The sequence below is a fragment of the Arthrobacter sp. B2I5 genome (assembly GCF_030816735.1).
GTDB lineage: Bacteria > Actinomycetota > Actinomycetes > Actinomycetales > Micrococcaceae > Arthrobacter.
Map to the genome: position 1 here is coordinate 1,323,913 of NZ_JAUSYF010000001.1, position 21,121 is coordinate 1,345,033.

Sequence of the window (21,121 nt, forward strand, 5' to 3'; positions counted from 1 at the left end):
GATGGGTGAAGTGTGAAGCGCCGGGGCCGGCGAATGGCCGGCACCGGCGCTTCACACCCGCGTCGATTCCATCGGCTCCCATAGACTGGAACCATGACGCAGCACAACCCCACCTCTCCCGGCTCCGACGATTTTGATCCATCCGCCAGCTCGCTGGCAGGCCACGTGGACGATTCGGTGATGGCTGAACTGCTGTCCATCCGTTCCAGCATCGACAACATCGATGCCACCCTGGTGTACCTCCTCGCCGAGCGCTTCAAGGCCACGCAAAAAGTGGGCTTCCTGAAGGCAACGCACCGCCTGCCGGCCGGTGATCCAGGACGGGAAGCGGCCCAGATCGCGAGGCTGCGCCGCCTCGCCGAGGACGCCCACCTCGACCCGGCATTCGCGGAGAAGTTCCTCAACTTCATCATCGGCGAGGTGATCCGCCATCACGAGGCCATCGCCGAAGACCACCAGGCTTCGTCCGGCCAGCAGCCGCAGACCTCCGCACTGGCGTGAGGCGGGAACAGCACCAACCGGAGCCTGACCGGCGTCCGGCCCTGGCGCCTGCCAAGGAAGCCGCAGCCAAGGAAGTGACGGCCACCGGCCTGGGTCCATGGCCCGGGGATGACCCGCTCGAGGCCGCCCGGATCATCCGTGGCGAACTGGGCAGTCCGCACCTGCCATTCCTCGCCGAACTGCCCCACCGCGGCGTGGGTTCCGACACCGTGGGCCGCACCGCCTCGCTGCTGGAAGAGCTGGCAGTGGACGTCCAGCCCTACGGATGGCGGCTGGTTGACCGCCCCGGCAAGGACATGCAGCGTGCAGCGTCGGCACTGTCCACCGACCTGAACGTCCTCGCCGACGTGGCCGGAGCCGAGGACGTGTCCGCCGGTGAACTGAAGGTGCAGCTGGTGGGGCCGCTCAGCCTTGCCGCCGGCCTGCATTTGCACAACGGGGAGCGGGCGCTGCTGGACCATGGGGCCCGCCGGGATGTTGCCGCGTCGCTTGCCGCCGGAGTGGGGGGTTACCTTCGCCGGGTGGCTGCCGCTGTCCCGGGTGCCCGCCTGGTGGTGCAGGTGGACGAGCCCGACATCGCCGCCGTGCTGGCCGGAACCATACCCACGTCCAGCGGATACCGCACCCTCCGCGCTGTGCCGGCATCAGAAGCACGCGAGTCCTGGCGTCTGGTCCTGGACGCCCTGCGCTCTGCCGGTGCAGCAGAAGTTGTCGTGTCCTGCCCTGAAATCGAAGCACCGATCGAGCTGGTTCTGGCCGCCGGTGCGGACGGCATTGCGCTGCCGCTTAAGGCATTGACCAACCGGCAGTGGGAGCACGTGGCCGCCGCGGTGGAGGCAGGCAAACAGTTCTGGGCGGGTGCGCTGGACGTGCCTGCCGGCGGTTCGCTGCCCCGGGTTGCCGACTGCGTGGAATCGGTATGGCGTCCATGGCGCCAACTGGGTCTTCCACCGTCGCTGCTCGGCGCCATCCGGGTGACCCCGGCAGCCGGCCTGGCAGAGCACTCACCGGCACATGCCACGGCCGTCCTGGGCAGGCTCACCCAGGTAGCCGACGGCCTGAACCAGCAGGCGCTGGGATAGGGCTACACCCTGTTCTCCCAGCGGTCCGGCTGGGCGTAGCGGGGCAGGTAGCTTTGGGCGGAACTGCCGCCGGTATAGGTGCGGAGCCGGTAATCAAAGGCCCCGGCGTACACCAGGACCAGGCCGATTTGGGGCTGGATGACCTTCACCTGGATGCGGTGCCGCCCGTTGCTGCCCTCAGCAGGATCCCACCACTGTTCGGCGTACGCTTTGGCGTCCAGGGCTGCCGGAAGCGGCACCCGGAGCGGGCCCAGGAAGAGCCGCGACGCCTCTGACACGCCGCGCAGCCTTCCCTCGGCAGTCACGCTCAAGTTCAGGTCGGTCACCAGGCGCCGGTAGCGCCCAACGTAGTCCACCAGTTGGGTGCTGCCACCGCGGTTGGTGACGCTGGTGGTGTCCTGGAAAAGCCGCGTGCGTTCCGGGAAGCGGATCTCGCGGCGGGCGGTAAGGCTGGATCGGCCGAACGGATCCTGGTGTGCGTGGTTCTCGATCCGGAACGGGACGTTCTCCCCGTACTCAGGGAAAAAGGCCTCTTCACCCCCGGTGGGCCGCAGCAAAGGGCGCAGCCACCGCTGGCGGCAGCCCACGACGTCGAACGTTCCTTCCCCGACGCCGTACTGTCCGGATCCCGGGACCAGCGAGAAGTACTCCTGGAGTTCCGGCTGCAGCCGGGAGAATTCCCCGCCCAGGGCCTGCTGGTAGATCGGGATGTTCATGAAGTGGACCTCCTGTTGGCTCGGGAGTGACTGCCTTGTGGTTTCACAATCTACCGGCAGCCTTGAGCCTGATGTACATGTCTGCAAGCCTTGGCGGCAGGTCGTGTGGCTCGGCATCCACTACTTCCACGCCGTAGCGGCGCAGCTCGGCCGTCACCGCCGCCCGCTGGAGGAGGGCCCGCTCCGCCGCAGCCGCGCGGAACACCGCCGTGGCGTCGATGCGGTCGCGGAGCATGGCGCCCAGCTGGGGATCGCGGACGGCTGCCACCACTACGGCATGCTGGCTTGCCAGCCGCTCCGCTGCGGGCAGCAGGCCCTCTTCCGGCGCCCCGCTGTCCAGCGACGTCAGCAGCACCACGAGGGACCGGTGGGCCGAAACCGCGCGGACCTCCGCGGGGACCGCAGGCCAATCCATCTCGATCAGCTCCGCCTCAAGGGGTGCCATGGCCTGGACCAGCCGGCCCAGCATAGTGCCCTGCCCGGCAGAGCCGGCCCGCGCCCTGGTCCTGCGGTCGAATGCCACAAAGTCCACCCGGTCGCCACCCCGTTCGGCCAGGACCCCCAGAAGAAGCGCAGCCTCGATCCCGGTATCCAGGCGGGTTTCGTCCGCGATCCTGGCTGCGGCGGTACGGGATGTATCCAGGACCATCACCACGCGGCGGTCCCGTTCCGGGCGCCAGGTCCGGACCACGACGGAGGAGCGCCGGGCGGTGGCGCGCCAGTCGATGGAGCGCACGTCGTCGCCGCGGACGTAATCCCGCAGGGAATCGAACTCGGTGCCGGCTCCGCGGATCTGGACGGCGGCCTTCCCGTCGAGTTCGCGCAGCTTCCGCAGCTTCGACGGCAGGTGGCGACGGGAATGGAAGGGCGGCAGCACCCGCACGGAGCCCGGACATTCGATGGTCCGCTGGCGGGCTGCCAGCCCCAGCGGGCCAAATGAACGAAACGTCACATGCGGCGCGGCGAGGTCACCCCGGCGGACCGGCCGGAGTTGCACTGCGAACCGCCTGCCCTCGCCGGCCGGGACGTCCATGTCCTGGACGGGGTTCAGGGCGCCGGCGGACGGTTGCCACCCGTCCCTGAACGTTCCGCGAAGCCGCCTGGTGCCGCTGTTGCGGACCGTGAACACCGCTTCCACCGCATTGTTGAGCGTGACGTTCTCCGGTTCGGCACGCGTCACAGTGACCTGCCGCAGGGAAGCTGCGAAAAGCAGCTCGGCGCTCAACAACGCGGTGAGCAGGGCGACCGTGGCTACAGTGGTCAGCCATACCGGGAACAGCAGTACCGGTACCAGGCCCAGCAGCACCACCGCCACGAAGCGACCGGAGATGGCCATCAGCGCGGAACGGGGACGGAAGCGAGGATGCTGCCCAGGACGTCGTCCACCCTGACCCCGTCCATCTGCGCTTCGGGCTGCAGCGCCACCCGGTGCCGCAGGCAGGGCAGGGCCAGCGCCTTGACATCGTCCGGGGTGACGAACGGCCGGCCGGAGAGCCAGGCCCACGCCCTTGAAGTGTTGAGCAGGGCAGTGGCCCCGCGGGGTGAGACGCCAAGCTGGAATGAGGGAGCTGAACGGGTGGCGCGCACCAGATCAACGATGTAGCCGATAATTTCCGGTTCCACCGCCACCCGGGCCACTGCCTCCCGCGCACGTTCCAGGTCCTCCGCACCTGCCACCGCCCGGACGCCGGCTGCTGCCAGATCCCGTGGATCGAACCCCGCCGCGTGGCGGCGGATGACTTCGATCTCGTCCCCGCGCCCGGGCAGCGGCATGGTGAGCTTGAGCAGGAACCGGTCCAGCTGTGCCTCCGGCAGGGGATAAGTCCCCTCGTACTCCACGGGATTCTGGGTGGCCGCCACCAGGAAGGGCGCCGGCAGCCGCCGGGACACGCCGTCCACGGACACCTGCCGCTCTTCCATGGCTTCCAGGAGCGAGGCCTGCGTCTTCGGAGGGGTCCGGTTGATCTCGTCCGCCAGCAGGAGGTTGGTGAAGACCGGTCCCTCCCGGAAGCTGAATTCGGAGGTGTGCGAGTCGTAGACCAGCGAGCCGGTGACATCGCCCGGCATGAGGTCGGGGGTGAACTGCACGCGCTTGGTGTCCAGGCTCAGCGCTGAGGACAATGCCCGGACCAGCAGGGTCTTCGCAACCCCGGGGACGCCTTCCAGCAGCACATGGCCCTGGGAAAGCAGGGCGATCAGGAGGCCGGTGACGGTGGCGTCCTGTCCCACCACTGCCTTGGCCACCTCCCGCCGGACAGCAAGCAGCGCCTGCCGTGCGCCGTCGTCGTCCATCTGGTTAAGGACCTGCTGGCCACTGCTCTGTTCGCTCATCGGATCTTGACCTCTTTCTCGAGTTTGTCCAGTGCCTGCGACCAGGCAACCAGCCGGGCCTCGCTGGTGGGGTGTTCATTGATCAGTGCTCGGATTTCGGCGGGATCCCGGTGCAGGAGCCGGGCCGCCGCGGAGACTATCTCCTCGGCGGTGGCGGCCGGGCCCATCCGCAGCTTCCCGGATAGCCGCACCAGCAGCCCGGCCCGAAGGTTGTCGCGGGCCTGGTCAAGCGCGCGGGAGTCCTGGTACAGCCGGGCGCGTCCCTCCGCCGTCTCAACGGCCTTGACCACTACCGGCAACGGCTCGAAAACCAGGGGGCCATGGCGGCGCCCCCGCCACGCGACGGCAGTTGCCGCGACCAGGAGCAGCCAGGGGCCCAGGAAGCGGGCCCAGTCCGGGGCAAGGTCATCGAGGGTTTCCCCGGCTTCGCTGACTGCCGCATCCGCAATCGAGGGCAGGTACCAGACCAGGTCCGGCGAGGAACCGAGCAGCCTGATTGCGAGCGCCGCGTTTCCCAGTTCGGCCAGTCTTTCGTTTCCCAGGACTGCCGTGCTGCCCAGCACGGCCAGCCGGCCATCGCCGCTGACGGCGAGCATCCCGGCGGTTCCTGCTGCCCGGAAGCAGGACACGGCGCCGTCGTACACAAATGCTCCCTGTCCGGCGACTTGTCCGGTGACTTGTCCTGTGACCTGCCCTGCCGCCTGGGCATCAGGATGGGAACAGCCGGGGTCAAGGACCTGGAAGGCATCGGGGACAACGCCTGCTTGGCGGATGCCGGTGTCAAGCGCAGTCAGGGTCTCCAAACGGGGGGAAACCACCACCACGTGCTCCGCCTCCGCTTTCAGGAGGGTCAACTGCTGCACATCCAGGATGCCGTTCCTGTCGTAAAGCAGGAGCGTGGGGGCGGAACCGTTGCGCAGGTCCTGCAGCGCTGACTCGAACCGGTCCGGGCTGTGGACGGAAACCCCGTGCCGGCCCAGGATCTGCCCCAGGGCCTTGGCACCGTTTGGCCCCGCATTGTGGACCGAGAGGGGACCGGTGTCACCCTTGGGCGCGAGTTGCGCACCTACGACCAGCGCCAGCGCCGCGGCCACCACCACTCCCGCTGCGCTTACGCCACGGTGCCGCCGCAGCCAACCCTGGGTTGTGCGGGCACCAGGCGTGGACCCGGTGGCAGCATCAGTATCCCGGCGCTTTTCGCCGGCGGTGGGAAGCCCGGTCATGGCAGCGCGCCGGCGCTGGCGGGGGCGGGCTTCATGGCGTCCAGGATGGTGTCAAGCTCCACTATCTCCTGGTAGTCGCGGCTGCCCGCCGCCCTGTTTCCATAGCGGATTCCGTCGAAAGTGGCCGCTGCCCGTGCCAGGCGCACGGATTCGGTCTGGAAGGGTGCGGACAAAGCCCGGGCGGCTTCGTCAGCGGTCCTGCCTGGCTGGGGATCAAGGATGGTCCGGTCTTCGGCGCTGCGGACCACTGCACGGAAACGGTCGACGACGGCGTCCCCCCACTTTCCGCCCGCGGCAGCGGCTTCCGCGCGCTTCCGGTAGTCCGCGGCGGCCAGGGCGGTTTCCCTTTCAAAAACGTCCTTGGCCTGCCGCACCCGCGCGTTCAGCCGGGGACGGGCCAGGATGACGGCAGCCGCGATGATGGCGGCAACGACCAGGGCGATGACCGGGCTGGGCACCGGCGCAGCGTCCCCCGGGGAACCGTCGAGGGACTGCAGCCAATCCAGGAAGTTCCTCCACAGGCTGTCCAGCCAGGATGGGGCGGCGTCACGGTACTCCTGTCTGGCCAGTTCCTCCGCTGCCCAGCGCCGTGCCTCCCCGGCGTCGGGAAGCACGGGTGGTTCAGCGGCCATAGGGCCATGCTCCCGGCGCCGTCCCGTATCCGGGGTACGGGGTGCTTCCGCCCTGGGCATTCCGGCCCGGGATGCTGCCAGGATCCGACCCGGTTTCCAGTTCGCGCAGGAGCGCGATGTCCAGACCGTCCTTGCGCATCCGCAGGTCCATATAGAGCAATGCCATGACAGACGTCTGGAAGGCGTAGCCCACCGCTCCCACCAGGGCACCCACCACCGCGGTGATGATGCTGATGGCTACGGACAGCGTTGCGTCCTGTCCCGGTCCGCCGTGTGGCGAGACGACCCCCGACAGGACCGAGGGCAGCAGGCTTGCGGGGATCAGGATCACCTGCGTAATGACAGCCACCAGGACGCCCACCACCAGGGTGATGCCAAGGATCCGCCACCAGTTGGCGCGGGTCAGTTGCCACGAGCGGCGAAGCCCGGCAAATGCGCCCAGTTCTTCGATGACGACGGCGGCAGGCGCCACCATGAGCTTGATCGCCACCCAGAGGAACACGGCAACGAAAGCCATCATCAGCGGGATGACCAGCAGTGCGCCCGCGCCACGGACATTGGAGAACAGGAGCACGATGACGACGAAGAAAAGCACCATCGCGGCTATGGCCGCTGCCACCAGCACCGCCGCCAGCCTGACCAGCGCCGCGATCCGTGAACGCACCAGCGACAACATGTGGCGGAAGCCGGTGGGCCGGTTCAGGACGGACCGGGCCACCGGGACCACCATGGCGCCCTGGAGCACAACGGACATGAACACGGACAGGATGGACAGCAGGGCAAAGGTAGCCATCAGCCCGATCCCGACGGACGCGATGTCGGCGTTGCTTGCGGTCTCCGCCCAGGCTTCCATGGACCCTGATGACGTGGCAAGGAATCCTGTAAGCACCGCCGCGAGGATTGCCGACAGGGACTGCGCCAGGAGGCCGGCGCCGAGCATGGCCTTGGCATTGCGCCTGATGGCCTGGAATGAGCCGTCCAGGATCTCTCCGAACATCAACGGACGCAACGGGATGATCCCGGGCTTGGGCGGAGCGGTGTACCGGGGCTGTTGCGATGGCCAGCCTCCGTAGGAACCGCCTGGATACGGGGCGCCGTCGTAGCGCGGCCCGCCATAGGATCCGCTGTGGGGCTGGCCGTTGTATCCCGGGCTGCCATGGGACTGCCCACCGGAGGGGGAGCCACCGTAATACTGGCCGCCGGTCGCTTGGCTGCCGTAGGGGGAGGAGCCGCGGTAAGGGTTTCCCGGGTAGGGAGTGTTCAGGTTTGGGTGCTGTCCGGATTGTTGCCATCCGGGCGGTTGCTGCCTGGCCTCTGGTTCCTGCCCCGGAATTCCTGGCCGCCCTGCGGGCGGTGCCCACGGCTGCTCCCAGGCGGACGGCACCGGCTGACGGCCGCTTGGAGCCGCCGGCCCGCCGTCGTCCTGTCCAGCGCCTGCCGGATCCTCCATCGGCTCCCCGGGCCCCGACTCCTGTGGTGACACTGATTCCTCCCCCAATACCGGTCCGCCTGCCCGTGCCCGGCCAACAGGCCCCAAAAGGGGCGCACCGGCCACGCGGAGCATGACCCCAAGACTATAGTTCCGGCGTCGGACGGCCTAGTGTCCCGCCATGCCGGAAGCCGCTCAACAGGACAAACCCATCCCGATAAGGGAATATATAGCTATGAAGGCACGCATTCTGGTGGTAGATGATGACGAAGCGCTGGCCGAGATGATTGGAATTGTCCTCCGTAATGACGGCTTCGAGCCGGTCTTTTGCGCTGACGGCGCCCAGGCCCTGGACGTGTTCCGCTCCTCGCGCCCGGACCTGGTCCTGCTCGACCTCATGCTTCCCGGTATGGATGGCATCGAGGTCTGCCGCCAGATCCGTGCCGAGTCGGACGTGCCCATCGTCATGCTGACCGCCAAGTCTGATACCTCCGACGTCGTCCGCGGACTGGAATCCGGCGCCGATGACTACGTGCCAAAACCCTTCAAGCCCGCCGAGCTGGTGGCACGGGTGCGTGCACGCCTTCGCCCGGGGGACCAGAAGGCCCCCGAAACGCTTCGGATCGCGGACATCACCATCGACGTTGCCGGGCACACCGTCAGCCGGGGCAATGAGCGAATCTCCCTGACGCCGCTGGAGTTCGATCTCCTGGTGGCACTGGCACGCAAGCCCTGGCAGGTCTTCACCCGCGAACTGCTGCTGGAGCAGGTCTGGGGCTACCGCCACGCCGCCGACACCCGCCTGGTCAACGTCCATGTCCAGCGCCTGCGGTCCAAGATCGAGCAGGACCCGGAAGCCCCGGAAGTCGTATTGACGGTGCGTGGTGTCGGCTACAAAGCAGGGGTCTGATCCCGCCGCGCAGGACGGGCAACCGGATCAGCGCGCAACCCCGGACTCCCCGGAAGCCGTAAAGCAGGACGGCGGCGGCCAGGGCGCGCCGGAAGCCACTGAAGCCGCCGCCCCCGGACTCCGGCATGTGGCCTTCCGGGCAAGGATCTGGCAGCGGCGCGCCCTGATCGTGGCGCTGCGGGTGGCCAGGCTCGTCCGGACGGGAGTCCGTCGCTTCCTGCCCGGGCTGAGGTACCTTGGGCGGGCCCTGCAGCGGCGCTGGCGCCGGTCACTGCAGTTCCGCACTGTCCTCACCACACTGATGCTGGCTGTGCTTTCGTTCGCCGTGGTGGGTGCCTATCTGTCCAACCAGATCGCCAACAACCTGTTCCAGGAGCGGCTGACGCAGGCTGAGTCTGAGACCCGTTACAACGTCAAGCAGGTCCAGGAGACGTTCGACGGCGCCCAGGTCACCGACCAGTCCAGCGTCATCACCCTGGTCTACGACACCCTGAACGCGGTGGAGGGCCGGGGCTCCGTGATCCAGCGCCGCTATGTCTTTGAAGCGATGCCGGAGCAAACCAAGCCCCGGAACCGTTGGGTTGAGTCGCGGGCTTCAGACCAATTGACCGTCAGCGTAATTCCGCCGGAGCTGCGCAAGGCCGTCCAGCAGTCGGGGAAGGACCAGTACTGGGCCTCCACGGTCATCCCCGTGGGCACCGAGGACCGGCCGGGGATTGCCGTGGGGAACAAGGTGACCTTTAACGGCACCGTTTACGAGCTTTACCTGATTTACGACCTGAACACAGCGCAGCAGACGCTCAATGAGATCCAAAGCGTCCTTTGGGCCGGCGGCGCGGTACTGGTCCTCCTGATCGGCGCCGTCGCCTGGTACGTCACCCGCAACGTGGTGAGCCCGGTCAGCCACGCCGCGATGGTGTCGGAGAAACTGGCGGCCGGGCAGCTGCAGGAGCGCATGGTGGTCAGGGGCGAGGACGAGGTGGCCCGGCTTGGCGCCTCCTTCAACCACATGGCCGCCAGCCTGCAGGAGCAGATCACCCAGCTGGCAACGCTCTCGCAGATGCAGCAGCGTTTTGTGTCCGATGTTTCGCACGAGCTGCGGACGCCGCTGACCACTGTCCGCATGGCGGCAGAGGTCCTGTACGACGCCCGGGACGACTTCGACCCCATCAACAAGCGGTCCGCCGAACTGCTGTACAACCAGGTGGAGCGTTTCCAGTCCCTCCTCTCGGACCTCCTGGAAATCAGCCGCTTCGATGCCGGTGTGGCAGTGCTGGATGCTGAACCGGAGGACCTCCTCCAGGTCATCGCACACGTTATCGAGGGCGCTGCTCCGGTGGCTGCCGAATACGGGTCGGAGATCATCTACTCCGCTCCCGGGGACGCCGTGATTGTGGAAATGGACGCCCGGCGGATCGACAGGATCCTGCGCAACCTGATCCTGAACGCAGTGGAGCACGGTGAGGGCAAACCGGTGACCGTCACCGTCGCGGTGAACCAAACTGCCGTGGGAGTTACGGTAAGGGACCACGGCATCGGAATGGACCCGGCGCAGGCTGCGCGGGTCTTCGACAGGTTCTGGCGCGCGGATCCTGCCCGGGCGCGCACCACAGGGGGAAGCGGGTTGGGATTGTCCATCGCCATGGAGGACACGAAGCTGCACCACGGCTGGCTGCAGGCCTGGGGAAGGAAGGGCGACGGCGCCAACTTCCGCCTGACCCTTCCCTTGCGGCAGGACGAAGTCATTACCGAGTCGCCACTGCAGCTGGAACCGAGGGACGTCACCAATCCCGGTGGGCCGGGGAGCGTTCCCTTGGAACAGGACCACAAAAACATGCTGGTGCTGCAGACGGGAGCGGCCCGGCCTGCTCCCTCGCGGGCACCTGAGGAGAAACCATGAGGGCCAATGGACGCCAGGCGAAGTACCCGGCGGCACTGCTGGCCCTGCTGATCGTCCTCATGTCAGGCTGCGCACGGATCCCCACCTCCGGGCCGGTGGGAAAAAGCAGCGAAAGCAGCGCCGGCAACGTCAGCGCGCCGGTGTTCCTCCCGGCAGCGCCCCAGCAGGGCGCGTCGCCGGAGACCATCATTGACTATTTCTACCGGGCAGGCAGCGGCTACGAGGACGACTATGCGGTGGCCCGCCAATACCTGACCCAGGCGTCGGCCGTGTCCTGGAAACCGGACAAACGCGCGCTGGTATACCGGGAGGCTCGTGTTGTCCCCACAGAAACTGAAAACGTCTTCAACTACGAGCTTGATGTCTCCTACACGGTGGACGCCGACGGCATAGCCACCCAGTCGCCGGCCGGAACCGTGGAACGCATTCCGGTAACGGTGACCCAGGTGGATGGAGAATGGCGGATCTCGGCGATTCCGGACGGGACCGCCATTGCCGAAGAAACGTTCAAGGTGATCTACGGTGCCTACCCCATCTACTTCTACGACCCCACCTTCACCTACGCCATTCCCGACGTCCGCTGGTTCCTGAAGAACAAGACCGTCAAAGCCATGACCAGCGCGCTGCTGGCCGGGCCCGCCCCATACCTGCGCGGCGCCGTCGCCAGCGCCTTCCCCTCCGGGATCAAGCTGGCCCGCGAATCCGTGCCGGTGGTGTCAGGGGCGGCCCAGGTGGACCTGACCGCAAAGGAACTGACGGAAACATCCGCGGAGGACCGCCTCCGCATGCAGATGCAGCTGACCCTGACATTCCGCAGCCAGCCCGACGTTGTCAACGTTGAGCTGCGCGCCAACCAGGACCTCGTCCGTGTGGAGGACAACGGGTCAGTTCTTCCACCGGTGCTGGACAAGACCGTGCCGTCACGCCAGATCGCCATCAGCGGCAACGAACTGGTGCGGTACGAAAACAACCGTGTCTCGCCGCTGCCCGACATGCAGCCCGTGTCCGCGCTCAACCCCCGCTATCCGGCGGAATCCCCGGTGTCGCAAACGGCCGCCTTCCTCAACGACGGCCGCACCACGCTCTACAGCATCAGCCCCGGCCAGCCGGCCCGCGCCCTGACCACCCGGAGTACCCTCAGCCGGCCAACCTTCAGCATCAACGACTGGGTGTGGACGGCCGGACCCGGCGCCACTGGAGCCACCGAAGTAGTGGCTTTCCGTCCCGCCGGCGTAGCAGAGGGCGCCGCGGTCCCCACCGTGACGCTGGCACCTTCCTGGCTTGCCGGCCGGACCGTCAAGGAATTCCGAGTCTCGCGCGACGGCGTGCGCGCCCTGGTCATATCTGAACAAAACGGCAAGTCCAAGGTGCAGGTGACGGGCGTCATCCGTGCCGCCGACGGCACGCCGCGGGAACTGACCGCACCCATAACCCTCGTAACCGCCACGGATCCCGACCAAGGCGTTTGGGTAAATGGCACCACGGTTGCCGTCATGAAGGGTGCTGCGGGTTCCAATGTCACGCCTGAACTGCTGTCCCTCACGTCCGGACAGCCGCAACAGCTTGCCCCGTGGCCGGGGCTCGTGGCCATGAGCGCGGGAAATGGCGTCGATGACATCTACGTCCAGTCCGGGGAGGGGATCTTCCAGCGCCTGGGCAACGGCTGGTCCCCGCAAATCAAGGGCCCCATCGACCCGGCGTTCCCTGGCTGACGTTTCTGCCGGGGACTGCGGCGGACAATGCTTCCGCCATCCTGATGGCCTCGCTTTATCCACATGGCCACGCCCGGGCCTCCTCCCGGGACCGGCATGGGACCACAGTGGGACCGTGAATGGCGCATTCCGCAGGATCGGCACAGCCGCTTCCGGGCATCAGGACAACCGGAGAACGGACCCGGACCTTCAACCACCCCCGCCCTGGGCGGCGCTGCACCGGGGTGAACACGAGGCCGGTCTCCTGCGCCTCATCGATTGGCTGGCCGGCGCCCTGGCGGATCTGCTCGCTTTGGCAGTCCCGGTGGACTGTGTGTGCTGCGGGGCCGAAGACAGCACCTTGTGCCCATCCTGCGCCGGCCGCATCCGCCAGCTGACCAGGCAGCCGTTCCGGGCCGAAAGCGGAGCCCCCGCCCTCATGGATGTCGGCGGGGCCATCATGCTTCCCGTTGTGGCAGCAGGGGTGTACCGGGACGAGTTGGCGCAGGGACTGCTGTCGTTCAAGCGGCACGGCCAGCATCAGCTCGGCAGGAGCCTTGGCCGGGCGCTCGCCGGAGCAGCCAGGGCGGCAGTTCCGGGCGGCAATGGTTTCCTGCTGATTCCCGTCCCCACCAGCACAGCGGCCTACGTCAACCGGGGGTTCAGTCCGGTCCACCTGCTCCTGAAAGAGGCGGTTCGGCAGCTTCCAGGCATCGGCGTCGCGGACGTACTGGCCAAAACCGCCGCGCCCGGCCCCCTGCTGGGCACTCACGGATCGGGCGGCAGGAAGGGTGCGGGCGGCCAAAAGGGATTGGGGAGGGGAGCCCGCTCGCGGCGCGTCCGGGGGTCCATGCGCCTCAGGCGCGGAGCCCGCGCACTGGTCGCGGGGCGGCCCTGCATTATCGTCGACGACGTCCTGACAACCGGCGCCACGGTCGGTGAAGCAGCCCGGGCACTGCACCTTGCCGGCGCCAACGTGAGGGGCGCCGTCGTGCTGGCCGCGACACGCCCACCCGACACCACGGAGCCAGACGCCATGGCCCCCGGCCCGTCCGGAAGCCGCCATGACTTAGAAAAAAATAAACCGGGAAAGGATGAATAACGGGTGGCTATGAACTAACGTCGGTGGTGGGTACCAAGAACAGAATGTACCTTTCGATGGCGGCTCGGAGAGGGGCTCGACTGTCAGACAGCCCGGCCCAGGGAAGCGCCGCCGTCGTGTCACCGAAGTCATTTGGAGGGCACCATGGAGTTTATGATCAGCGGACGAAATCTGACAGTTTCAGACCGGTTCCGCGAATATGCCGGGGAAAAAATCGCGAAAATCGAATCGCTGGGTGACAAGGTCCAGCGCGTCGACGCGAAAGTCTCCAAGGAGACCAATGCCCGGCAGACCGGCGACCAGCTGACAGTAGAAGTGACAGTCCTGGGCCGCGGACCCGTAATCCGCGCCGAAGCGAGCGCCGCAGACAAGTTTGCCGCCTTTGACCTCGCGTACAACAAACTGCTTGAGCGGCTCCGGCGGGCCAAGGACCGCAAGAAGGTCCACCATGGCCGCCACACTCCCAAGGCTGTTCGTGAGGCCACCGCCTCACTCGAGCCCGCCAGCGCCCACGAACCGCTGTATCTTGAGGCCAACCACCGGAACGAAGCGGTGGCAGCCCCCGAAGACAAATCCCCGTACGATGTGGACAACGACATCCCGGCTGGGAAGTCGCCGGTACTGATCCGGCGCAAGGTCTTTCCCGCTGCTTCCCTCTCCCTCGACGACGCCGTAGACAACATGGAGCTTGTCGGCCACGACTTCTACCTTTTCGTGGACAAGGCGACCAACACGCCCTCCGTCGTGTACCGCCGGCGCGGCTGGACCTACGGGGTCATCACCCTGGACCATGAATGCGAGCCGGGAGACACCGTCGTGGAGGAAAAGATCCTCGCTTACCGCTCCGACGACGCCGCCAACGCTTAGGATGGACAAAACCATCATCAGAGAGGACTGAATTGTCGGCAACGCTGAGCCTTGACCAGGCACGGCGGATCGCACTGGCAGCACAGGGACTCCATAAAGGACGGCCCACCGGCCCCGTGACAGCACGGGCGGTGGGCCGTACTTTTGCCAGGCTCCAACTCGTCCAGATCGATTCCGTGAATGTCCTGGTCCGCAGCCACTTCCTGCCCTTCTACTCCCGCCTGGGCAATTACGACCGGGACATACTGCAGCGCATGTCCGCCAAACATCCCCGGCGCATGGTGGAGTACTGGGCACACGAGGCGAGCTACATCCGGCCGGAGCATTATCCGGATCTGCTTCCATGGCAGAAGCGGTCCTGGGTTGGCGCCTCGCGGCTGGACCCGGAGCTCCGCGATGACGTTGCAGCCAGGATCCTGGCGGTCCTGGCCAGGTCACGGCCCATGACGGCCTCCGAACTGACCGCCCATATTGGCCATGTCGAGGAAAAACAGACCATTAACTGGGGGTGGAACTGGAATGCAGTGAAACGGGTCCTGGAACACCTGTTCGAAGAAGGGCTGGTATCGGCTGCCTCCAGGACGGGGCAATTCGAGCGCAGGTACACGCTGACCTCCAAAGTCCTCCCATTTCGGGCCGCAGCGGCAGGGGAAACGGATCCAACAGCTGCGCTGCAGCGGCTGACCGAAGCGGCTGCCCGGGCACATGGGATCGGAAGCATCCGCTGCTTCGCCGACTACTTCCGGACTCCTGTCAAGGCAACGGCGGTGGCCGTTGCGCACCTGGTGGAGCAAGGCAGGCTGGAGCCTGTCAGCGTGGCGGGCTGGGGGCGGGAGGTCTACCGGCATGCGGAGGCGGCCCTGCCGCGGCGGGCCACCGGCCGCGCGCTGCTGAGCCCATTCGATTCCCTGGTCTTTGAACGCCGGCGCCTCCTGGAACTGTTCGGCTTCCATTACCGGATCGAGATCTACACTCCGGAGCCCAAACGACGTTTTGGCTACTACGTCCTGCCCTTCCTGCTCCGGGACAGGATCGTGGCCAGGGTTGACCTAAAAGCGGACCGGGCGGCCGGCCGGCTGCTGGTGAGATCCGCCTTCGCCGAGCCGGACGCACCGGCGGACACCGCCGTCGAACTCGCTGCCGAACTGATGCTGATGGGTCCGTGGCTTGGCCTGCCTGATGTGGAAGTGGGACCGGCGGGAGACCTCGCTGCCCGGCTGGCACAGGAACTGCCACGCTTGTAAGGAGTATCCGCTCTCAGGGAAAAGGGGCACCGGCCGCGTGTCTCTCCCGTAGACTGAACACGCCAGAATTCGGCGGCATCAGACTGGGAGCATCTTCACGTGGCATCACTTATCGAAAAAATTCTCCGCACGGGTGACAAGAAAACACTCCGGCAGCTGAGGAATTATGCCGATTCCATCAACGCCCTCGAAGACTCCTTCAAGACCTTTACCGACGCCGAGCTGCGAGAGGAGACGGACCGTCTCCGTGAACGCCACCAGGATGGCGAAAAGCTCGACGACCTGCTTCCGGAAGCATTTGCCGCCGTGCGGGAAGCGTCCTCGCGGACACTGGGATTGCGCCACTTCGACGTTCAGTTGATGGGTGGCGCTGCCCTGCACCTGGGGAACATCGCTGAAATGAAGACCGGTGAAGGCAAGACCCTGGTGGCGACCGCTCCCGCCTACCTGAACGCCCTCACGGGCAAGGGCGTCCACGTGGTCACCGTCAACGATTACCTGGCCGAATACCAGTCCGAACTCATGGGCCGCGTGTACCGCTTCCTCGGCCTGACCAGCGGTGTCATCCTCGCCAACCAGGACCCGGCAGTGCGCCGCCAGCAGTACGCAGCCGACATCACCTATGGAACCAACAACGAGTTCGGGTTCGATTACCTGCGCGACAACATGGCATGGGACCGGAACGAACTGGTCCAGCGCGGGCACAATTTCGCCATCGTCGACGAAGTGGACTCCATCCTGATCGATGAGGCCCGTACGCCGTTGATCATCTCCGGCCCTGCCCAGGGGGACACCAACCGCTGGTACAGCGAATTCGCCAAGGTGGTGCTCCGGCTGCAGCCCGAGAAGGACTACGAAGTCGACGAAAAGAAGCGCACCGTTGGCGTACTGGAGAGCGGAATCGAAAAGGTCGAGGACTACCTTGGCATCTCCAACCTGTACGAATCCGCAAACACCCCGCTGATCGGGTTCCTGAACAACGCCATCAAGGCCAAGGAGCTGTTCAAGCGGGACAAGGACTACGTCATCCTGGACGGCGAAGTCCTGATCGTTGACGAGCACACCGGCCGCATCCTGGCCGGGCGCCGCTACAACGAAGGCATGCACCAGGCAATCGAGGCCAAGGAAGGCGTCGAGATCAAGGCGGAAAACCAGACCCTGGCCACCGTCACCCTGCAGAACTATTTCCGCATGTACGACAAGCTTTCCGGCATGACCGGCACCGCCGAGACCGAGGCAGCCGAGTTCATGAGCACCTACAAGCTGGGCGTGGTGGCCATCCCCACCAACCGCGACATGCAGCGGATCGACCAGTCGGACCTTGTGTTCAAGAACGAGGTTGTAAAGTTCGACGCCGTGGTGCGGGACATCGCCGAACGGCACGAAAAAGGCCAGCCCGTCCTGGTCGGTACCACCAGCGTGGAGAAGAGCGAGTACCTGTCCAAGCTGCTGGCCAAGGAAGGCATCCGGCACGAGGTCCTGAACGCCAAGAACCACGCCCGGGAAGCTGCGATTGTTGCCCAGGCCGGCCGGAAGGGCGCCGTCACCGTGGCCACCAATATGGCAGGCCGCGGCACGGACATCATGCTGGGCGGCAACGCCGAGTTCACCGCAGTCGCCGAGCTCGCCAGGCGCGGGCTGGACCCTGAGGAGAACTCGGAAGAATACGAAGCAGCCTGGCCTGCAGCGTTTGAAGCTGCCAAGCAGTCCGTAAAGGATGAACACGAGGAAGTCCTGGACCTCGGAGGACTCTACGTCCTGGGCACGGAACGGCACGAATCACGCCGTATCGACAACCAGCTCCGCGGACGTTCCGGCCGCCAGGGCGACCCCGGCGAGTCCCGGTTCTACCTCTCGCTGACCGATGACCTCATGCGGCTCTTCAACTCCGGAGCCGCAGAACGGCTCATGAACAGCTCGGTCCCGGATGACGTCGCACTGGAATCCAAACTTGTCTCCCGTGCCATCGCCTCCGCACAGGGGCAGGTGGAAGGCCGGAACGCCGAGCAGCGCAAGAACGTGCTGAAGTACGACGACGTCCTCAACCGCCAGCGCGAAGCGATCTACAGCGACCGCCGCCGCATCCTGGAGGGCGACGACCTGCACGAGAAGGTGCAGTTCTTCATCGAAGACACCATTGTGGCCCTGATCGACGCTGCAACCGCGGAAGGCAACGGCGACGACTGGGACTTCCATCAGCTGTGGACGAACCTCAAGACGCTCTACCCGGTCAGCGTCACGCCTGAGGACATCATTGAGGAAGCCGGCGGCAAGTCCAGGGTCACGGTTGAACTGCTGAAGGAAGAAATTCTCTCTGACGCCCGCCTGGTGTACCAAGCCCGCGAGGAGGTCATCGGTTCCGAAAGTATGCGTGAACTCGAGCGCAGGGTGGTCCTTTCCGTCATTGGCCGCAAATGGCAGGAACACCTTTACGAAATGGATTACCTTAAGGAAGGCATCGGCCTGCGCGCCATGGCACAGCGTGATCCGCTGGTGGAATACCAGCGCGAGGGTTTCGCCATGTTCCAAAGCATGATGGAGGCCATCCGCGAGGAAAGCGTCGGGTTCCTCTACAACCTTGAGGTGGAAGTAACCCCTGCCCAAGATGTCGTAGTACAGGATGCTGCCGGCGGGCACACCGAGCATGTTGACCCGCAGGTCCACGCCGCAGGTCTTGAAGCTCCCGAGAAGCCGGCGCAGCTGCAGTACACGGCTCCCAGTGAAAGCGGTGGAACCCAGACCCGGGTGGAGACCCGGTCAGGAGGCGGACGCTCCGGCAACCCTGCCAAGGCAGCTGCCCAGGATGCGGCCAAACGCCCCGCGAAAAAGAAGAAGCGCTAGCAGAACAGCCGCAGGTACCCGCCGGCGGCGGCAAACAGGGCAGGGGCGGATGCGTCCCTGCCCTTTTGCATGTCGCCGGCTGTTGGCATGTTGTCCGCTCCGAATCACTGCCCGTTCAAACTTTCAATTCGCCCGGTCTTTTTCAAGGGGACAGTCAGCCGATGACAAGTTCGACTATGCGCCACACCTGCTTGCTGCGCTCAAGCCGGACAGCGACGGCGCGGGCCCGCACGTCATCCACCACCACGGCACTGGCCTCATAGATTCCATCAGCTACCTCACAGACGCGTACGGAGCGGACGGTTGAATTCCTGTGCAGCCTGGCCAGGGCGGGATTGCCCGTCCTGGTGAGTTCGCGCCTGATCAGGGCCGCGCGGTGCTGCAGCGATGCCAGGCAGCGCGGATCCAGGCGCCGCGCCAACTGGTGGATGGGACGGATTCCGGCCAGGACTTCCATGGATGCCTGAACCGTCCCCCGGGTAATGGCCCTGACTTCTGCAGCCTCACTGACCGGCTGCAGGGACGGAGGGTTTACGCCGGAAGACGGGACGCCAGGGATTGCCGCTGGCACTGGCCGGGGCTTGACGGGGTCAGTCCCTGCCTGCCTGGCCTCTGCGGCCAGCCCTTCAGCGGCCCGGATGGGTGTCAATGCTGTCATGGTGTTCCCCTTGGATGGATTCGGCGTAACTCTGCCGGCCACAGCTTCGGCTGGCTCTTGCTTTGATTGACTGTTGCCTGAAATTGATTCGATGGGTTTGGCAGGTGCTGCGGCCTGCCCGGCCGGCAGGGGAGTGGCAGCGGCTACGAAACTGCCGGCGCACGGAGTATCTGGCCCGGCAGCAGTACATCCGGGCTCCCGCCTATCAGCGCACGGTTCGCTTCATACCACCGTGGCCATTCAAGGGCGACGTCCACGTCTGATGCCTCCGGTCCCAGGTAGGCAGCAACGATGTCCCACAGCGTGTCGCCGGCGAGTACGGTCACCGCCATCGTCTGGCCGCCCGTGTCAGTGGCTGCGGTGTCACTGCGACCCAGCCCGGGTCCGGCAGTGGTCCTGGCCTCCGGTGCGGCCAGCAGTCCCGGTTCCACCACAGGGGGAGCCGGCTGCCATCCCCGGGCGGAGCCCGGTGACGGCTGGCGGGATGCTGGATTCCCATGCCGGTGAAGGGCCTTCCCTGCCGGCTGACGGTACTTCATTCGGAAGTGGCTGGTTTTGGAGCCGATCGCCACGGGGGGTGTTGCTGGCGGCAGGCTGCGGCACGTGTTGGCGGGAGACCGCGTCTGATGCAGTGGCCGGCGCCGCCTGTTCCTGTGTTGGTGTCCACTCGGGCCCTGCCGTACTCAACACCCCCGCGTTTGCGGCGACACCTGTCACGAGTTGCAGTGAGAGTGCGGCAACCACTGCCCGCTGCATGAAAGCAGGCGAAAGCCTTCGCGCGGCCGCCGCGGCCCGGCGCCGTCCCAGGCGATCCAGCAGAACGGACGCACAGGCACTCAGGAGTGAGACCGCCCACCAGAGCAGAAGGCCAATGCCGGCAACTGCCGTGGCCCCGCCGAGCAGGATATCCACCGATTCGCCTTGATGCCGCGCGGTGGATTGCTGCCACTGGGACAACAGGCCCACTGCGAGGACGCAGAGCAGGATGCCAAGCATCAGCAGGGCCAGCGCCATACCTGTATCCCACCACCGGATCCTCCCCGAACGAGCCATTAGTGCCCCTTTAATGTCGTTTGATGCACTTTGATGCTGATTGCATCAGTCTGAACCGCCGTCAAGGCATTTGTCCATACGCTGGACAGAAAAAAATCCCGCCGTTGACGGGCGGGACTGGGAACCCTACTCTGACGGAATGCGCTGGGATGCACTCTTCAATGACATGGAAAGCCAGCTTGCGGAGGCAGACCGGCTGGCGCTGGACACCGAGGTCAACGAGCGGACGCGGGTCGAGATGGTGGGCCTGCCCCTTGAGGACAGGCTGCGTGCGGCGGTGGGTTACAGGATCGGCGTCCAACTCAGCTGCGGCGAGATGGTGCATGGTGAACTGACACATGCGGGAGCGGATGCACTGGTACTGGATGAAGTCCAGACCCAGGTGCTCATTCCTTACGGGGCCGCAATGCGCTACGTGGGTCTGGGCAGGCAGACGCGGCCGGAGAAGTCGCCAGTGCGCCGGTCAATAGGCCTTGCGCACGCCCTGCGGGGCCTGGCGCGGGACCGGGCAGAAGTCTCGGTAACGATTGGCGGGGCGGCAGGGGCCGTGCGGCTGGCCGGCGTCATCGACCGGGTGGGCAGGGATTACATCGACCTGGCCACGGTGGTTCCCGGCGAGCCGCGGAGGAGCCGCAGCGTGGGCCAGGTTTCAGCCATACCCTTCGCGGCGCTGGCGATGATCAGGTCCCACAAAGCCGACGCGGCCTAAACGGGTCAGACAGTTTTGGAGCGCGACTCCTGGATCATGCGGCTGGCCTCGGCGTAGCGCTCCTGGATGTACTGCTCCAGCATCTTCTCTTCAACCCGCCATTGCCCACGGCCGCCCACCTGGATGGCCTTCAGTTCACCGCTGCGGACCAGAGCATAGGCCGCAGGGGAGTTGATCTGGAGCTGTTCCGCGACGTCCGCGAGTGTGAGGAACCTGGGCATGCATCCATTTT

Annotated in this window: 19 protein-coding genes; 10 read left to right on the plus strand and 9 right to left on the minus strand. The window is 66.1% G+C overall.

The features are described from left to right. Positions 1 to 93 precede the first annotated feature (93 nt). A complete protein-coding gene (locus QFZ60_RS06335; RefSeq protein WP_056334802.1) occupies positions 94 to 501 on the plus strand; it encodes a chorismate mutase in 408 nt (135 codons plus the stop codon). A gap of 41 nt (positions 502 to 542) precedes the next feature. Beyond that, positions 543 to 1,583: a hypothetical protein gene (locus QFZ60_RS06340; RefSeq protein ID WP_373427712.1), complete on the plus strand. Its 1,041-nt coding sequence runs from the start codon at positions 543 to 545 to the stop codon at positions 1,581 to 1,583. Between the two features lie 2 nt (positions 1,584 to 1,585). Here QFZ60_RS06340 and QFZ60_RS06345 read toward each other — a convergent pair whose 3' ends face one another. Genes QFZ60_RS06345 through QFZ60_RS06370 form a run of 6 tightly spaced genes read right to left on the minus strand, consistent with a single transcriptional unit; the run spans position 1,586 to position 7,482 of the window. Continuing rightward, positions 1,586 to 2,299, minus strand: a complete 714-nt coding sequence (locus QFZ60_RS06345) for a DUF4166 domain-containing protein (protein ID WP_307089098.1) — start codon at positions 2,297 to 2,299, stop codon at positions 1,586 to 1,588. A gap of 43 nt (positions 2,300 to 2,342) precedes the next feature. Further along, positions 2,343 to 3,635 (minus strand): DUF58 domain-containing protein, encoded by a 1,293-nt coding sequence (locus tag QFZ60_RS06350; RefSeq protein ID WP_307089100.1) that lies wholly within the window; start codon positions 3,633 to 3,635, stop codon positions 2,343 to 2,345. Next, positions 3,635 to 4,630, minus strand: coding sequence for a MoxR family ATPase (locus tag QFZ60_RS06355; protein WP_307089101.1), 996 nt, complete (start codon positions 4,628 to 4,630; stop codon positions 3,635 to 3,637). The genes QFZ60_RS06350 and QFZ60_RS06355 overlap by 1 nt, the downstream gene beginning before the upstream one ends. Next, complete coding sequence (locus QFZ60_RS06360) at positions 4,627 to 5,853, minus strand: DUF4350 domain-containing protein (RefSeq protein ID WP_307089103.1); 1,227 nt, start codon at positions 5,851 to 5,853, stop codon at positions 4,627 to 4,629. The genes QFZ60_RS06355 and QFZ60_RS06360 overlap by 4 nt, the downstream gene beginning before the upstream one ends. Further along, on the minus strand, positions 5,850 to 6,485 hold the full coding sequence (locus tag QFZ60_RS06365) for a DUF4129 domain-containing protein (protein ID WP_307089105.1): 636 nt from the start codon (positions 6,483 to 6,485) through the stop codon (positions 5,850 to 5,852). Before QFZ60_RS06365 ends, QFZ60_RS06360 begins: the two co-directional genes overlap by 4 nt. Continuing rightward, positions 6,475 to 7,482, minus strand: coding sequence for a hypothetical protein (locus QFZ60_RS06370; RefSeq protein ID WP_307089106.1), 1,008 nt, complete (start codon positions 7,480 to 7,482; stop codon positions 6,475 to 6,477). The genes QFZ60_RS06365 and QFZ60_RS06370 overlap by 11 nt, the downstream gene beginning before the upstream one ends. Positions 7,483 to 8,149: 667 nt before the next feature. On the opposite strand from QFZ60_RS06370, the gene mtrA reads away from it, so the two are divergent. From mtrA to secA, 7 genes are all read left to right on the plus strand, one after another. After that, positions 8,150 to 8,824: an MtrAB system response regulator MtrA gene (mtrA, locus tag QFZ60_RS06375; RefSeq protein WP_056334824.1), complete on the plus strand. Its 675-nt coding sequence runs from the start codon at positions 8,150 to 8,152 to the stop codon at positions 8,822 to 8,824. A gap of 127 nt (positions 8,825 to 8,951) precedes the next feature. Continuing rightward, positions 8,952 to 10,724, plus strand: coding sequence for an MtrAB system histidine kinase MtrB (gene mtrB / locus QFZ60_RS06380; protein ID WP_307093228.1), 1,773 nt, complete (start codon positions 8,952 to 8,954; stop codon positions 10,722 to 10,724). Then, entirely contained in the window at positions 10,721 to 12,436 is a 1,716-nt protein-coding gene (locus QFZ60_RS06385) for an LpqB family beta-propeller domain-containing protein (RefSeq protein ID WP_307089107.1), read from the plus strand. Before mtrB ends, QFZ60_RS06385 begins: the two co-directional genes overlap by 4 nt. 115 nt (positions 12,437 to 12,551) lie before the next feature. Beyond that, entirely contained in the window at positions 12,552 to 13,517 is a 966-nt protein-coding gene (locus tag QFZ60_RS06390; protein WP_307089108.1) for a ComF family protein, read from the plus strand. A 144-nt stretch (positions 13,518 to 13,661) separates the two neighbouring features. After that, positions 13,662 to 14,384, plus strand: coding sequence for a ribosome hibernation-promoting factor, HPF/YfiA family (gene hpf / locus QFZ60_RS06395; protein ID WP_307089110.1), 723 nt, complete (start codon positions 13,662 to 13,664; stop codon positions 14,382 to 14,384). A gap of 32 nt (positions 14,385 to 14,416) precedes the next feature. Next, positions 14,417 to 15,628: a winged helix-turn-helix domain-containing protein gene (locus QFZ60_RS06400; protein ID WP_307089112.1), complete on the plus strand. Its 1,212-nt coding sequence runs from the start codon at positions 14,417 to 14,419 to the stop codon at positions 15,626 to 15,628. A gap of 99 nt (positions 15,629 to 15,727) precedes the next feature. After that, a complete protein-coding gene (gene secA / locus QFZ60_RS06405) occupies positions 15,728 to 18,469 on the plus strand; it encodes a preprotein translocase subunit SecA (protein WP_307089113.1) in 2,742 nt (913 codons plus the stop codon). Positions 18,470 to 18,623: 154 nt separating this feature from the next. Here the strand turns inward: secA and QFZ60_RS06410 are convergent, their stop codons facing one another. Then, positions 18,624 to 19,127 (minus strand): Rv3235 family protein, encoded by a 504-nt coding sequence (locus QFZ60_RS06410; RefSeq protein ID WP_307089116.1) that lies wholly within the window; start codon positions 19,125 to 19,127, stop codon positions 18,624 to 18,626. A 143-nt stretch (positions 19,128 to 19,270) separates the two neighbouring features. After that, positions 19,271 to 19,561: a LysM peptidoglycan-binding domain-containing protein gene (locus QFZ60_RS06415; protein ID WP_307089119.1), complete on the minus strand. Its 291-nt coding sequence runs from the start codon at positions 19,559 to 19,561 to the stop codon at positions 19,271 to 19,273. Positions 19,562 to 20,319: 758 nt separating this feature from the next. On the opposite strand from QFZ60_RS06415, the gene QFZ60_RS06420 reads away from it, so the two are divergent. After that, positions 20,320 to 20,889, plus strand: coding sequence for a hypothetical protein (locus QFZ60_RS06420; protein WP_307089121.1), 570 nt, complete (start codon positions 20,320 to 20,322; stop codon positions 20,887 to 20,889). Positions 20,890 to 20,894: 5 nt separating this feature from the next. Here QFZ60_RS06420 and QFZ60_RS06425 read toward each other — a convergent pair whose 3' ends face one another. Next, the gene (locus QFZ60_RS06425; protein WP_142117008.1) at positions 20,895 to 21,110 is read right to left on the minus strand and encodes a helix-turn-helix domain-containing protein; all 216 of its coding nucleotides are present in this window, start codon (positions 21,108 to 21,110) and stop codon (positions 20,895 to 20,897) included. Positions 21,111 to 21,121 lie beyond the last annotated feature (11 nt).

Bases quoted from the DNA above. Each gene is read 5' to 3' on its own strand.
- QFZ60_RS06370 (WP_307089106.1), bottom strand. From the start codon at position 7,482: ATGTTCGGAGAGATCCTGGACGGCTCATTCCAGGCCATCAGGCGCAAT.
- QFZ60_RS06355 (WP_307089101.1), bottom strand. From the start codon at position 4,630: ATGAGCGAACAGAGCAGTGGCCAGCAGGTCCTTAACCAGATGGACGAC.
- QFZ60_RS06335 (WP_056334802.1), top strand. From the start codon at position 94: ATGACGCAGCACAACCCCACCTCTCCCGGCTCCGACGATTTTGATCCA.
- QFZ60_RS06425 (WP_142117008.1), bottom strand. From the start codon at position 21,110: ATGCCCAGGTTCCTCACACTCGCGGACGTCGCGGAACAGCTCCAGATC.
- QFZ60_RS06420 (WP_307089121.1), top strand. From the start codon at position 20,320: ATGCGCTGGGATGCACTCTTCAATGACATGGAAAGCCAGCTTGCGGAG.
- QFZ60_RS06365 (WP_307089105.1), bottom strand. From the start codon at position 6,485: ATGGCCGCTGAACCACCCGTGCTTCCCGACGCCGGGGAGGCACGGCGC.
- QFZ60_RS06360 (WP_307089103.1), bottom strand. From the start codon at position 5,853: ATGACCGGGCTTCCCACCGCCGGCGAAAAGCGCCGGGATACTGATGCT.
- QFZ60_RS06385 (WP_307089107.1), top strand. From the start codon at position 10,721: ATGAGGGCCAATGGACGCCAGGCGAAGTACCCGGCGGCACTGCTGGCC.
- hpf (WP_307089110.1), top strand. From the start codon at position 13,662: ATGGAGTTTATGATCAGCGGACGAAATCTGACAGTTTCAGACCGGTTC.
- mtrA (WP_056334824.1), top strand. From the start codon at position 8,150: ATGAAGGCACGCATTCTGGTGGTAGATGATGACGAAGCGCTGGCCGAG.
- QFZ60_RS06350 (WP_307089100.1), bottom strand. From the start codon at position 3,635: ATGGCCATCTCCGGTCGCTTCGTGGCGGTGGTGCTGCTGGGCCTGGTA.
- QFZ60_RS06410 (WP_307089116.1), bottom strand. From the start codon at position 19,127: ATGACAGCATTGACACCCATCCGGGCCGCTGAAGGGCTGGCCGCAGAG.
- QFZ60_RS06345 (WP_307089098.1), bottom strand. From the start codon at position 2,299: ATGAACATCCCGATCTACCAGCAGGCCCTGGGCGGGGAATTCTCCCGG.